Source organism: Streptomyces sp. P13-3-3, assembly GCF_050571355.1.
GTDB classification, from domain to species: domain Bacteria; phylum Actinomycetota; class Actinomycetes; order Streptomycetales; family Streptomycetaceae; genus Streptomyces; species Streptomyces althioticus.
Map to the genome: position 1 here is coordinate 480,913 of NZ_CP192228.1, position 13,486 is coordinate 494,398.

Genomic DNA, 13,486 nt, shown 5'->3' on the forward strand with positions numbered 1-13,486 from the left:
GTTCGAGGAGCGGGGTCCGGGGCGGAGCGCCGGGACGGGACGGATCAGGGGTCCGTGGGGGTCGCCCCCGACCCCTCGTACTCCAACTGCTCCAGCTCCCGCGCCAGCGTCTCCGCGTCGTACGGCCCCGTGTGCCGGCGGTTGCCGATGAAGAACGTCGGGGCGCCCTGGACGCCGCTCGCCTCCGCGCTGCGCGCGTCGCGGCGGACCCGTTCCGCCACCCAGTCGGACTCGAGGTCCTTCAGGAACTTCTCCATGTCGAGGCCCAGGTCGATCGCGTAGACGACGGTGTCCTCGAACTCCATCTCGTCCTGGTGCTGGTAGAGCAGGTCGTGCATCTCCCAGAAGCGGCCCTGGGCGTCCGCGGCGACCGCCGCCCGCGCGGCCAGCTCGGCGTGCGGGTGGACGTCGGGCAGCGGGAGGTGCCGGAAGACGTAGCGGAACCGGTCGCCGAAGCGGTTGCGCAGCTCCTTGGTGACGCCGGTGGCGCGGGCGCAGAAGGGACACTCGAAGTCGCCGTACTCCACCAGCGTCAGCGGCGCGTCGACCGGGCCGAGGATGTGGTCCGTATCCGGGTCGACCAGCCGGTCCAGATAGCGCGGCAGGTCCGCGTCCGTCTTGCCGCCGAGCATCGTGGAGAGGCGGAACGCCAGCCAGCCCACGAGGGTGGCGATCACCGCCGCGAGCAGCACGCCGACGGTCGCCCGGGCGAGCAGGTCCGGTGCGTCGTCGAAGGCGAGGCCCACGATCAGCAGGGAGACGGTGAACCCGATGCCGGACAGGGCCGCGCCGCCCAGCACATGGCCCTGACCCACCCCGGGGGGCAGCTCGCCCAGACCGAAGCGGGTGCCGAGCCGCGCCCCGCCCCAGATGCCGATGAGCTTGCCGGCGACCAGACCGACGACCACGGCCCAGGTGAGGGCGGAGCCCAGCGCGTCGGTGAGGACGCCGTCGCGCAGGTCCACGCCAGCGTTGGCCAGGGCGAACACCGGCACGACGACATAGCTGGACCAGGGGTGCAGATACATCTGGAGGCGTTCGTTGACCGAGACGGCCTTCTGGAGTCCCTTGCGCGCGGTCCTGCCCACGTCCGCGCGGGGCGACTGCCGGAAGGCCCGGAACAGCCGCGTCGCCTGCTCGACGCCCTCACGGGACGGCTCGCGCGCGGGGATGAGCAGTCCGCCGAGCATGCCGGCGATGGACGCGTGCAGCCCGGCGTTCAGCGTCAGGTACCACATCACCAGCACGATCAGCACGTACGGGACGGCCCGCCACACGTCGAACCGGGACAGCGACGACAGGATCGCGCCCAGCAGCAGCGCGGCGATGAGTTCCGGCAGCTGGATCGACCCGGAGTAGACGACGCCGATGACGGTGACCGCGACGATGTCGTCGATGACGGTGATGGCCAGCAGGAAGATCCGCAGCTGGGTGACGAAGCGGGGGCCGACCACGGCGAGCGCGCCCAGCAGGAACGCCGTGTCGGTGCCGATGACGATGCCCCAGCCGTTGGCTGCCTCCGTGCCGGGCGCGATCAGCAGGTAGAACAGCACCGGAACGAGCATGCCGCCGACGCCCGCGAGGCCCGGGATCATGATGCGGCGGCGGTCGTTCAGCGAGCCGACGGACAGCTCGTAGCGGACCTCCAGGCCGATGACGAAGAAGAACAGCGCCATCAGCCCGTCGTTGACCCAGTGCCCCAGGTCCATCGCCAGCTCCGCGTCGCCCACCGAGACGGACGCCTCGGTGTGCCACAGCGAGAAGTACGACTCGGACCAGGGGGAGTTCGCCCAGACCAGGGCGATCGCCACCGCGAGCAGCATCAGCCCGGAGCTGCCCGCCTCCGTGGCCAGGAACCGGCGCACCGGCGCGGCCAGCTGGGCCGCGAGCTCACCCCTGCTCGACCGTGTCTGCGACTCGTCGGACTTCTTCCGGGGCAGCAGCTTCATGAGGTCTTCCGTCTCCGATCACCTGCGCGGCAGACTCCATGGTCACCCACATACCGGGCATAACGCCTGAGCGCCGGAGTCGCTCCTCCAGCAAATCTCCACGAATCGCCCCAGTAATCACACACGTGGCGTACGTCATGAAAGGGGACGGGCCGCCGGGACGCGGAAAACGCGCCGGCTCAGACCGGGAACCTGCGGTCCACCCAGCGCCAGAGGAACTCCAGGACCGCCGCCGTGACCGCCGCGATGCCGACCGCCACCCAGGGCATCGTCATGCCGACCAGGCGCAGCGCGAAGAAGTCCTGCAGCCACGGGACCGCCAGGACCACGAGGAACGCGCCGGCCATGGCGGCGACCAGGGCGACGCGCCACCAGGTGTACGGGCGGGCGATGATCGCCAGGACCCAGATGGAGATCAGGAACAGCGTCAGCGTCGCCACGCTGGTCTCCGCGCCCAGCGCGCCCGCTCCGCTGTAGTGGCTGCGCGCAAGGAGGTACGTGGCGAAGGTGGCCAGCGCCGCCAGCACCCCGCCCGGGACGGCGTACCGCATGACCCGGCGGACGAAGTGCGGTTTCGCCCGCTCCTTGTTGGGGGCGAGGGCGAGGAAGAAGGCGGGGACGCCGATGGTCAGCGTGGACAGCAGGGTCAGGTGACGCGGCAGGAACGGGTACTCCACCTGCGTCGCCACCACCAGCACCGCGAGCAGCACCGAGTACACCGTCTTCACCAGGAACAGCGTGGCGACCCGCGTGATGTTGCCGATCACCCGCCGGCCCTCGGCCACCACCGACGGCAGCGTGGCGAAGCTGTTGTTCAGCAGCACGATCTGCGCGACCGCCCGGGTGGCCTCCGAGCCGGAGCCCATCGCCACGCCGATGTCCGCGTCCTTCAGCGCCAGCACGTCGTTCACGCCGTCACCGGTCATCGCGACCGTGTGGCCCTTCGACTGGAGCGCGCCCACCATGGTCCGCTTCTGCTGGGGCGTGACCCGCCCGAAGACCGTGCCGGCCTCCAGCTCGTCGGCCATGGCCTCCGGCTCCTCGGGCAGCCGGCGCGCGTCCACCGTCGTGCCGGACAGGCCGAGCTTGCCGGCGACCGCCCCGACCGACACCGCGTTGTCGCCGGAGATCACCTTCGCGCTGACGTCCTGCTCCTCGAAGTAGCGCAGGGTGTCGGCGGCGTCGGGCCGCAGCCGCTGCTCCAGCACCACCAGCGCCACCGCCCGTACGCCGTCCACGGCGGCCGGGTCGGCCAGGTCACCGGCGTTCACCCCGTCGCGGGCGCGGGCCAGCAGCAGCACCCGCAGGCCCTCGTGGTTCATCCGCTCGGTCTCGGCCAGCGCCGGGTCGTCGTGGGGGAGGAGCACGTCCGGGGCGCCCAGCAGCCAGGTGACGAGCCGCCCGTCGCCCTCGTCGAGGGTCGCGCCGCTGTACTTGCGGGCGGAGGAGAAGGGCAGCGTGTCGGTGAGCCGCCACTCGGTGGTGTCCGGATACGCGTCGATGATCGCCTTCAGGGAGGCGTTCGGCCGCGGGTCCGCCGAGCCCAGCTCACCCAGCACCTTCCGTACGTACGTCTCGCCGGCGTCGCCCAGCACCCGCAGTTCGGTGACGTCCATGCCGCCCTCGGTGAGCGTGCCGGTCTTGTCCAGGCACACCGTGTCCACGCGGGCGAGGCCCTCGATCGCGGGCAGCTCCTGCACCAGGCACTGCTTGCGGCCCAGCCGGATCACACCGATCGCGAAGGCGACCGAGGTGAGCAGCACCAGCCCTTCGGGCACCATCGGCACGATCCCGCCGACCGTGCGGGCGATCGAACCCTTCAGCTCGTTGTCCTTGACCACCAGCTGGCTGATGATCAGGCCGATCGCGGTCGGCACCATCATCCACGTGACGTACTTGAGGATCGTGGAGATGCCGCTGCGCAGCTCGGAGTGGACCAGGGTGAAGCGGGACGCCTCCTCGGCGAGCTGCGCCGCGTAGGCCTCGCGGCCCACCCGGGTCGCCTGGAAGGAGCCGCCGCCCGCGACGACGAAGCTGCCGGACATCACCTGGTCGCCGGGCTGCTTCACCACCGGGTCGGCCTCACCGGTGAGCAGCGACTCGTCGATCTCCAGGCCGTCCGCCTCGGCGACCACCCCGTCGACGACGACCTTGTCCCCCGGTCCGATCTCGATGAGGTCGTCCAGCACGATCTCGGAGGTGCCGATCTCCACGGCTGTTCCGTCCCGGCGCACCGTGGGCCGCGCCTCGCCGATCAGCGCGAGCGAGTCGAGCGTCTTCTTCGCCCGCCACTCCTGGATGATCCCGATGCCGGTGTTGGCGAGGATGACGTAGCCGAACAGGCTGTCCTGGAACGGGGCGACGATCAGCATGATCACCCAGAGCACGCCGATGATCGCGTTGAACCGGGTGAAGACGTTCGCGCGGACGATCTCCGTGACGGACCGGCTGCTGCGCACGGGGATGTCGTTGACCTGCCCGCGCGCCACCCGCTCGGCCACTTCCGCCGAGGTCAGACCGGTCGCCGGCGACGTGGCCGTGGCGGGCCGGACGGCATCGGTCCGGTCGTCCGCATCGAGATGCGTCATGCAGTCGACAGTACGTGCGGATCCGGTGCTTCACCCGCTGGAGCGGGGAAGATCCGACCAGGGGACGACGGCCGTCCCGCCGGGGTCCTACCGCGGAGGTAGTTCCCCCAACTTCCGCCTCAGGGCGCTGGGTTGGCGTGATTCAGTCGGTGTGTGCCGCCGAGGCGCGGCCCGCCTCCGCGCCGGTCTCCTCGGCCTGCGCCCGCTTGATCGCGGCGTCGCGCCTGCGGACGTACCAGATGCCGATGAGTCCGAGACCGCCGCCGGCCAGGCAGGTCCACACCCACCAGGTGTGCCCGTGCTCGTCGAACCAGCCGTAGAACGGCAGCTGCACCAGGAAGAGGACGAACCAGACGATCGTGCCGCCGGTGATGGTGGCGACCACGGGGCCCTCCAGGGGCTCCGGCGCCTCGTGCTTGGGGGTCCACTTCGCCATGCGGACAGCTTACGAGGAGCGCCGACGGCGTGGCGCCCCGCACCGGACGGTCCCGGCGGTGGAGCGGGAATCACACCGGCCACCGGCGGTCTACGCGCGGAGATGGTGTCGACGGCGTTATATGTTCATACTGAATCCGTTTGCCTCTGACCGCTTTTATTCGTAGAAAACACCAAAGGCTCGGCTCCGGGGGGAGCCCGCCGGTGATGAGGTCCCTGCACATGTCCACGTCGGCCCCCGCCAAGGCCCCCACCCCCGAGCAGCCGGGGTCCGGTGCCGCGAACGGCGCCCTCGACCGCTACTTCCGGATCTCCGAGCGGGGCAGCACGCTCCCGCGTGAGATCCGGGGCGGTTTCGCCACCTTCTTCGCGATGGCCTACATCATCGTGCTGAACCCGATCATCCTGGGCAGCGCGAAGGACGTGTACGGCAACCAGCTGGACAACGGCCAGCTGGTCACCGCGACCGCTCTGACCGCCGCGTTCACCACGCTGCTCATGGGCGTCATCGGCAACGTCCCGATCGCCCTGGCCGCCGGCCTCGGCGTGAACTCGGTGGTCGCGCTCCAGCTCGCGCCCCGCATGTCCTGGCCGGACGCCATGGGCATGGTGGTGCTGGCCGGTTTCGTGGTGATGCTCCTGGTCGCCACCGGCCTGCGCGAGCGCGTGATGAACGCCGTGCCCTACGGGCTGCGCAAGGCCATCGCCATCGGTATCGGCCTGTTCATCATGCTGATCGGGCTCGTCGACTCGGGCTTCGTCTCCCGCATCCCGGACGCCGCGCAGACCACCGTGCCGCTCCAGCTCGGCGCCGACGGCCACCTCAACGGCTGGCCGGTGCTGGTCTTCGTGCTCGGCGCGCTGCTCACCCTGGCGCTGATCGTGCGCAAGGTGCCCGGCGCGATCCTCATCTCGATCGTCGTGATGACCGTCGTCGCCGTCGCGATCAACGCCGTCGCCGACGTGCCCTCCTGGGGCCTGACCTCGCCCGAGTGGCCCGGCAACCCGGTCGCGACCCCCGACTTCGGCCTGATCGGCCAGGTCAGCCTGTTCGGCGGATTCTCCAAGGTCGGCGTGCTGACCGGCGTGCTGTTCGTCTTCACCGTGCTGCTGTCGTGCTTCTTCGACGCGATGGGCACGATCATGGGCGTCTCCGACGAGGCCAAGCTCACCGACGGCGAGGGCCAGATGCCCGGCATCAACAAGGTGCTGTTCATCGACGGCGTCGCGGTCGCGGCGGGCGGCGCCAGCTCCGCCTCCGCCACCACCGCGTTCGTGGAGTCCACCGCCGGCGTCGGCGAGGGCGCGCGCACCGGCTTCGCCAACGTCGTCACCGGCGGTCTGTTCGCCGTGGCGCTGTTCCTCACGCCGGTCGCCACCATGGTCCCGTCCCAGGCGGCCACCCCGGCGCTGCTCGCGGTGGGCTTCCTGATCCTGGCCAACGGGATCCGGGAGATCGACTGGGCGGACCACACCATCGCGATCCCGGCCTTCGTCACGATGGTGATGATGCCGTTCACCTACTCGATCACCAACGGCATCGGGATGGGCTTCCTCACCTTCGTGGCGCTGCGCCTCGCGGCGGGCCGCGGCAAGGAGGTCCCGGCGGCGCTGTACGTGGTGGCGGCGGTCTTCGCCTTCTACTACCTGATGCCGGCGCTGGGTCTGACCTGATCCCCGCCGGAGGAGCGCGGGATCAGGTGACCCCGTAGAACTTCTCCGTCTCCTCGACGGCGGTGCGGAACCGCTGGTCGAAGTCATCGCGCATGAGCGTCCGGACGACATAGTCCTGGACGCTCATGCCGCGTTTGGCGGCATGGTCGCGGAGCCGTTCGAGCAGTTCGTGGTCTATCCGCAGGCTGAGCACGTCGGTCCCCATGGACACGAGAGTCGCCGCACCTCACGGTGCGGCGCGTGGCATTTCGTGCATCGATCACTCATATGGGTGATCTCGGCCGGGGGCTGTCTTGATGTCGTTCACCGGTCGGTGCCCCGTCGGGGGCGGCCCCTGGGGCGGGAGTGGCGCGACTCACGGGCGGGGCGCGCCCTACCGGGTGGTCCTTAGCGAAGGTAATGAGTTACGCTAAGCATCATGCCGGACCTCAGCCATGGCGACGACGCCGCCGCCGTGAACGCCCTCCGCTCCGCCGTGATGCGGCTGTCCCGCCGCCTCAAGCACCAGCGGGTCGACGAATCGCTCAGCCCCACCGAGATGTCGGTGCTCGGCACCCTGGCCCGCTGCGGCAGCGCCACCCCGGGCGAGCTCGCCCGCAAGGAACACGTCCAGCCGCCGTCGATGACCCGCATCGTGGCGCTGCTGGAGGCCAAGGGCCTCGTCAGGCTGGAGCCGCACCCCGACGACCGGCGTCAGAAGGTCGTCACCCAGACCGAGCGGGCCGAGGCGATGCTCGAGGAGAGCCGGCGCAAGCGCAACGCGTTCCTCGCCACGCTGGTCGAGGAGCTCGACGAGGACGAGTGGGCGACCCTGCGCGCCGCCGCCCCCGTGCTGGAGAAGCTGGCGCACATCTGAACCACCCCCGGCAGCCACAGGAGGCGAACCTTTTGAGTACGGGATCCGGAGCAGCTTCCGCCCCCGCACCTGACCCCTACGACACCAAGTCCGCCCTCGACGCCCCCGCCCGCAAGAACTCCATGTTCTCCTCGCTGAGGATCAGGAACTACCGCCTGTTCTTCCTCGGCCAGGTCGTCTCCAACATCGGCACCTGGATGCAGCGCATCGCCCAGGACTGGCTGGTGCTCAGCCTCACCGGCTCCTCGGCCGCCGTCGGCATCACCACGGCGCTGCAGTTCCTGCCGATGCTGCTGTTCGGCCTGTACGGCGGTGTCCTCGTCGACCGGCTGCGCAAGCGGCCCACCCTGATGGTCACCCAGTCCGCGATGGCGTTCACGTCGATCGCGCTGGCCGTCCTCACCCTGACCGGCCTCGTCGAGGTGTGGCACATCTACGTCGCCGCCCTCGCCCTCGGCTTCGCGACCGTCGTCGACAACCCCGCCCGCCAGTCGTTCGTGTCCGAGCTGGTCGGCCCCGGGCAGCTGCAGAACGCGGTCAGCCTGAACTCCGCGAACTTCCAGTCCGCCCGGCTGGTCGGTCCCGCCGTCGCGGGCCTGCTGATCACCGGTGTCGGCACCGGATGGGCGTTCCTGCTGAACGGCCTGTCCTTCGTCGCGCCGCTGACCGGCCTGATGCTGATGCGCACCCGTGAGCTGCACCCCGTGGAGCGCGCCCCGCGCGGCAAGGGACAGCTCCGTGAGGGCCTGCGCTACGTGGCGGGACGGCCCGACCTGCTCTGGCCGATCGTGCTGGTCGGCTTCATGGGCACGTTCGCCTTCAACTTCCCGGTGTACCTGTCGGCCTTCGCCGACGACGTGTTCCACGGGGACGCGGGCGTCTACAGCATGTTCAACACGCTGATGGCGGTCGGCTCCGTCTCCGGCGCCCTGCTCGCCGCCCGGCGCGGCACGGCCCGGCTGCGGCTGCTGATCGTGGCCGCGCTGGCCTTCGGCGCGCTGGAGATCCTCGCCGCCGCGTCGCCCGAGCTGTGGATGTTCGCGCTGATCATGGTGCCGCTGGGCCTGGTGTCGATGACGGTCAACGTCACCACCAACACCAGCCTGCAGATGTCCACCGACCCGTCGGTGCGGGGCCGCGTGATGGCCCTGTACATGATGGTGTTCCTCGGCGGCGCCCCCGTCGGCGCGCCCATCGTCGGCTGGGTCACCGACACCTACGGCGCCCGCGTCGGCTTCGCGGCCGGCGGCGCGATCGCGATGACCGCGGCGGCCGTGATCGGGCTGATCCTGGCCCGCGCGGGCGGCCTGCGCCTGGCGGTCGGCTGGCACCGCGGCCACCCCAGCGTCCGCTTCGTCCCGCGCGACCGCGTGAAGGCCCTGGCCCCGGCGGCGTGAGCCGCCGGGCGGGGCCGCCCGGCCCGTCAGTCCCCGGGGAACTCGTCGGTCCTGAGCACCAGCCCGACGGGCGTCCCGGTCAGATCGATCTCCTCCCCGAAGGGGAAGCCGACGACCGCGTGGTAGACGCCGTCCTTGGAGAGCGTGTGCAGCTGCCACTCGGCGGTGTACGGGTCGACGATCAGGTACGCCGACGCTCGATGCGTACAGCCGCGCAGTCCAACGATACGCACGGTGACCAGGGCACGCGGGACACTGGAGGCATGAGACTCTTCGCCGCCGTGCTGCCGCCCGAGGACGTGGTCCGGGCGCTGGACGTCGAAGTGGGCGCGCTGCGGACGCTGGACGGGGCCGGCGCGATGCGGTGGACCGAGCGGGCCGGGTGGCACTTCACGCTCGCGTTCTACGGCGAGGTGGAGGAGGACACCGTGCCCGAGCTGACCGCGCGGCTGGGACGGGCCGCGGCGCGGACCGAGCCGTTCCCGCTGGCGCTGTCCGGCGGCGGACGGTTCGGCCGCGGGCGCGCCCTGTGGACCGGGGCGGCGGGCGACGTGCACACCATGCGGCTGCTGGCCGAGCGCGCCGAGGCGGCCGGCCGCAAGGCAGGCGTCGGGATGGACGAGCACCGGCGCTACACGGCCCACCTGACCGTGGCGCGCAGCCGGGACGCCGTGGACGTACGGCCGTACCTCGCGGCGCTGGAGGACTTCCGCAGCCGCACCTGGACCGTGGAGGAGCTGGTGCTGGTCCGCAGCCACCTGCCCCGGTCGGGCGTCCCGGGCGAGCAGCCCCGTTACGAGGCGGTCGCCCGCCGGGCACTCGGCGCGGCCGGTTAGGCTCGACGGCGTGGACCCCAAGACTCGAAACCGGATCATGGCCGGTGCTCTCGTGCTGATGTTCGTCGTGGTGGCCTTGGCGGCGGCGCTCCCGATGTAGCGCCGCCGCCGGGCCGTCACGCCGCGTCCGTCGTCACCAGGCGAAGGCCTCCGGGGACGGGCCGGGGCCCGGGAAGATTTCGTCCAGCGAGGACAGCAGCTCCTCGCCCAGCTCCAGCTCCAGCGCGCGCAGCGCCGAGTCGAGCTGCTCGCGCGTGCGCGGGCCGACGATCGGGCCGGTCACGCCGGGACGGGTGAGCAGCCAGGCCAGCGCCGCCTCGCCCGGCTCCACGCCGTGCTTCTCCAGCAGGTCCTCGTACGCCTGGATCTGCTTGCGCGCCACCGGGTCGGCCAGGGTGTCCGCGGCCCGTCCGGAGGCGCGGCGGCCGCCCTCGGCCTCCTTCTTGATGACCCCGCCCAGGAGACCGCCGTGCAGCGGCGACCAGGGGATGACCCCGAGCCCGTAGTCCCGCGCGGCCGGGATGACCTCCATCTCGGCGCGCCGCTCGGCGAGGTTGTACAGGCACTGCTCGCTGACCAGCCCGATGGTCCCGCCGCGCCGGGCGGCGGTCTCGTTGGCCTGGGCGATCTTGTAGCCGGGGAAGTTCGACGAGCCGACGTAGAGGATCTTGCCCTGCTGGATCAGGACGTCGACCGCCTGCCAGATCTCGTCGAACGGGGTGGCCCGGTCGATGTGGTGGAACTGGTAGACGTCGATGTGGTCGGTCCCCAGGCGCTTCAGCGAGGCGTCGACCGCGCGCCGGATGTTCACCGCGGACAGCTTGTCGTGGTTGGGCCACGCCTCGCCGTCCGGGCCCATGTTGCCGTACACCTTCGTGGCGAGGACGACCTTGTCGCGGCGGCCGCCGCCCTGGGCGAACCAGCTGCCGATGATCTCCTCGGTACGGCCCTTGTTCTCACCCCAGCCGTAGACGTTGGCGGTGTCGAAGAAGTTGATGCCGGCGTCGAGCGCCGCGTCCATGATGGCGTGGCTGTCGGCCTCGTCGGTCTGCGGACCGAAGTTCATCGTCCCGAGGACGAGCCGGCTGACCTTGAGTCCTGTGCGTCCGAGCTGCGTGTACCTCATGGACGTCCAGCCAACGTGTTGGAGTGCGCTCCATGCAAGCCGTCCAGCGTCAGGGCGTCCGCCCGGGAGGGTCAGGACGGCTTGTACGGGCCGCCCAGCGACCACTCCTGCCACATCGCCTCGGCGAACGCCCCCGCGATCTTGTGCTCGCCGCTCTCGTTGGGGTGCGTGCCGTCGTAGGTGTCGACGTGGAAGTCGTACGTCGCGGGCGGCGGGACGAGCAGCAGCGGGGAGGCCGCGGTGTCCAGCTCGGCGACCGTCTCGGCCAGCAGCGTGTTGAAGCGGTCGACCTGTCCCGCGAAGGTCTCGTCCGCGTCCACCCGGATGTTGCGGACCACCGGCATCACCGCCATCCGCACCTTCGGGCGGGCCGCCCGCGCCTCGGCGACGAACGCCCGCACGTTGTCCGCGGTCTGCTCGGCGTTGGTGTAGAAGCCGAGGTCGATCAGGCCCAAAGACACCAGCAGCACGTCCGCGCGGCAGGAGCGCACCGCGTCGCCGATCAGCGGGGCCATGTGGCACCAGCCCTCGCCCCAGCCGGCCAGGTGCGCCCGCGGGAAGTCCGGGTCGGCGTACGCGTACGAGGTGGGCTCGTCCGTGGACGGGTCGTGCAGCGTCTCGCGCGGGCCGACCAGCGTGAAGGGGCCGCCGTACGCGGCGCACAGGTGCTGCCACAGGCGGTAGCGCCAGGTGTGTTCACCCGCGCTCCCGATCGTCATCGAGTCACCTACGGGCATGAACCTGAGCACCCGATCATCATGGTGGATCAGCGCGTCCGCCGCGATGTGAGCCCCGACACCCGCACCGGGCGGCCCGCGCTGATGGCAGGCTTGGCCCATGCGCAGACCCTTCGCCCTGCTCGCCGCGACCCTGCTGACGGCCGCGCTCGCCGTGCCCGCCTCCGCCGCCGACAACGACGACGGGAACGAGGGGTTCACCATCAACGACCCGCGCATCACCGAGTCCAGCGGGCTCGCCGCCTCCCGGCAGCACCCCGGCGTCTACTGGACCCACAACGACAGCGACGACGGCCCCTACCTCTACGCCGTCGACGGCAGCACCGGCGACACGGTCGCCCGCCTCACCCTCACCGGCATCGGCACGCCCCGGGACGTCGAGGCGATCTCCCTCGGCCCCGGCAACCGCCTCTTCGTCGCCGACACCGGCGACAACCTCGGCGGCACCTGGCCGTACGTGTGGATCTACGAACTCCCCGAGCCGAAGCGGCTCGAGGATGCGACCGTGCAGGCCACCCAGTACGTCGTGAAGTACGCCGACGGCCCGCGCGACGCCGAGGCGATGGTCGTCCACCCGAGGACGGGGCGGGTGTACCTCATCGACAAGCACGAGGACGGCGGGCACCTCTACGAGGGCCCGGCGAAGCTTTCGCCGAAGGGTGACAACGTCTTCCGGCCGATCGCCCCCGTCGAGCTCTGGACCACCGACGCCGCGCTCTCCCCCGACGGTCAGGACCTCGCGGTGCGCGGCTACTTCGGCGGTATCCACTACGCCTGGAACGGCGGGAAGCTGGAGCGTAAGGGGCGGCTGAGCGTGCCGCTCCAGGGACAGGGCGAGTCGGTGACCTACTCGGCGGACGGCTCCCGGCTGCTGTTCGGCAGCGAGGGGGAGCAGAGCGGGGTGGTGAGCCGTCCGGCTCCCGGCGCGGACGAGAGCGGCTCGAGCGGCGGCCCCGGCTCCCGCGCGGACGGCGGCGACAGCGCCTCGAAGGACGGGAAGGGCGACTCCGTGAAGGTCGGGGGAGCGGTGGTGGTCGCCGTGCTGGTCGCGGCCCTGTTCGGGCTGAGCAGGCGCCGGCGCAAGGGCTGAACCGGCGCCGTCAGCGCCCCTGTTCGGCCGCCCTCCGGGTGACGAACTCCTCCAGGCCGTCCAGGATGCGCTGGAGGCCGAACTCGAAGTGGTCGAAGCCGGAGCTGAAGGTGTCGTCCGAGAGCGCCGCCATGACGGGATAGCGGCCGCTGTTCATCGCCTTCTCCAGGGCGGGCCGCTGGGCCTCCCAGAACTCCGCGTCCGTCAGCCCGGAGCTGTGTTCGGCCTGCTCCTGGTACAGCTGCGTCCGGGCCGCCCCGACCACGTATCCGTCGATCATGATGATCGCCGACAGCAGCTCGGGGTCGGACAGGCCCATCGGCTTGATCCGGGAGAGCACCTTCTCCATGCCGTCCAGCGCGCTCGGGCCGAGGATCGGGCGGGACTGGTTGACCTCCAGCAGCCAGGGGTGGCGCCGGTAGAGGGCGAGGGTGGCCCGGCCCAGCGCCTCCAGGGCCGACCGCCAGCCGCCGTCGCCGAGGTCCGCGGGGTTCTCCGACGGGCGCTGCACCCGGTCCAGCATCAGGTCGAGCAGCTCGGCCTTGCCGGGCACGTAGCGGTACAGGGACATCGTGCCGGTGCCCAGCTCCGTGGCGATCCGGCGCATCGACAGCGCGCCGAGGCCGTCCCGGTCGGCGACCTCGATCGCCGCCTCCACGATCCGCTCCAGGGTCAGCCCCGGCTTCGGACCCCGGCTGGGCCGCTGCCCGGTGCCCCAGAGCAGGTCGAGGGTGCGCGCGATGTCGCCGCTGCCACTGGTCTCCGTACCGCTTCCGCCGCTGCTCATGCGGGCAGTCT

The 13,486-nt window shown here is 71.2% G+C and carries 13 protein-coding genes; 5 read left to right on the forward strand and 8 right to left on the reverse strand.

Going from position 1 to position 13,486, the window contains the following annotated elements; translation table 11 throughout:
• Positions 1-44 precede the first annotated feature (44 nt).
• The 3 genes from nhaA to ACQZOG_RS02345 form a co-directional block, all read right to left on the reverse strand.
• Positions 45-1,949, reverse strand: a complete 1,905-nt coding sequence (gene nhaA, locus ACQZOG_RS02335; protein ID WP_033276488.1) for a Na+/H+ antiporter NhaA — start codon at positions 1,947-1,949, stop codon at positions 45-47.
• Between the two features lie 179 nt (positions 1,950-2,128).
• Positions 2,129-4,537, reverse strand: a complete 2,409-nt coding sequence (locus ACQZOG_RS02340) for a cation-translocating P-type ATPase (protein WP_037640246.1) — start codon at positions 4,535-4,537, stop codon at positions 2,129-2,131.
• A gap of 142 nt (positions 4,538-4,679) precedes the next feature.
• Positions 4,680-4,973 (reverse strand): DUF2530 domain-containing protein, encoded by a 294-nt coding sequence (locus ACQZOG_RS02345; RefSeq protein WP_193454962.1) that lies wholly within the window; start codon positions 4,971-4,973, stop codon positions 4,680-4,682.
• A gap of 221 nt (positions 4,974-5,194) precedes the next feature.
• Here ACQZOG_RS02345 and ACQZOG_RS02350 point away from each other — a divergent pair, with 221 nt between their 5' ends.
• Positions 5,195-6,646, forward strand: a complete 1,452-nt coding sequence (locus ACQZOG_RS02350) for an NCS2 family permease (RefSeq protein ID WP_033276491.1) — start codon at positions 5,195-5,197, stop codon at positions 6,644-6,646.
• A 22-nt stretch (positions 6,647-6,668) separates the two neighbouring features.
• Here ACQZOG_RS02350 and ACQZOG_RS02355 read toward each other — a convergent pair whose 3' ends face one another.
• Positions 6,669-6,851 carry a hypothetical protein gene (locus ACQZOG_RS02355; RefSeq protein WP_033276586.1) on the reverse strand — a complete coding sequence of 61 codons (183 nt, stop codon included), beginning with the start codon at positions 6,849-6,851 and terminating at the stop codon, positions 6,669-6,671.
• Between the two features lie 213 nt (positions 6,852-7,064).
• Here ACQZOG_RS02355 and ACQZOG_RS02360 point away from each other — a divergent pair, with 213 nt between their 5' ends.
• Together ACQZOG_RS02360 and ACQZOG_RS02365 are read left to right on the forward strand one after the other, a co-directional pair.
• Positions 7,065-7,502: a MarR family winged helix-turn-helix transcriptional regulator gene (locus tag ACQZOG_RS02360; protein ID WP_019524522.1), complete on the forward strand. Its 438-nt coding sequence runs from the start codon at positions 7,065-7,067 to the stop codon at positions 7,500-7,502.
• Between the two features lie 32 nt (positions 7,503-7,534).
• Positions 7,535-8,899 carry an MFS transporter gene (locus tag ACQZOG_RS02365; RefSeq protein ID WP_033276492.1) on the forward strand — a complete coding sequence of 455 codons (1,365 nt, stop codon included), beginning with the start codon at positions 7,535-7,537 and terminating at the stop codon, positions 8,897-8,899.
• A 26-nt stretch (positions 8,900-8,925) separates the two neighbouring features.
• On the opposite strand, the gene ACQZOG_RS02370 is transcribed toward ACQZOG_RS02365, so the two are convergent.
• Positions 8,926-9,132 (reverse strand): hypothetical protein, encoded by a 207-nt coding sequence (locus ACQZOG_RS02370; protein WP_033276493.1) that lies wholly within the window; start codon positions 9,130-9,132, stop codon positions 8,926-8,928.
• 30 nt (positions 9,133-9,162) lie between these two features.
• Between ACQZOG_RS02370 and thpR the strand changes: the two genes are divergently transcribed.
• Positions 9,163-9,735 (forward strand): RNA 2',3'-cyclic phosphodiesterase, encoded by a 573-nt coding sequence (thpR, locus tag ACQZOG_RS02375; protein WP_230228412.1) that lies wholly within the window; start codon positions 9,163-9,165, stop codon positions 9,733-9,735.
• Positions 9,736-9,868: 133 nt separating this feature from the next.
• Here the strand turns inward: thpR and ACQZOG_RS02380 are convergent, their stop codons facing one another.
• Both ACQZOG_RS02380 and ACQZOG_RS02385 read right to left on the reverse strand, forming a co-directional pair.
• Positions 9,869-10,861, reverse strand: coding sequence for an aldo/keto reductase (locus tag ACQZOG_RS02380; RefSeq protein WP_033276495.1), 993 nt, complete (start codon positions 10,859-10,861; stop codon positions 9,869-9,871).
• A 71-nt stretch (positions 10,862-10,932) separates the two neighbouring features.
• On the reverse strand, positions 10,933-11,610 hold the full coding sequence (locus ACQZOG_RS02385; RefSeq protein WP_033276496.1) for a GDSL-type esterase/lipase family protein: 678 nt from the start codon (positions 11,608-11,610) through the stop codon (positions 10,933-10,935).
• Between the two features lie 88 nt (positions 11,611-11,698).
• Here ACQZOG_RS02385 and ACQZOG_RS02390 point away from each other — a divergent pair, with 88 nt between their 5' ends.
• Entirely contained in the window at positions 11,699-12,688 is a 990-nt protein-coding gene (locus ACQZOG_RS02390; protein WP_033276497.1) for a hypothetical protein, read from the forward strand.
• A 10-nt stretch (positions 12,689-12,698) separates the two neighbouring features.
• Here ACQZOG_RS02390 and ACQZOG_RS02395 read toward each other — a convergent pair whose 3' ends face one another.
• Positions 12,699-13,475 (reverse strand): TetR/AcrR family transcriptional regulator, encoded by a 777-nt coding sequence (locus ACQZOG_RS02395; protein WP_033276498.1) that lies wholly within the window; start codon positions 13,473-13,475, stop codon positions 12,699-12,701.
• Between the last annotated feature and the right edge of the window lie 11 nt (positions 13,476-13,486).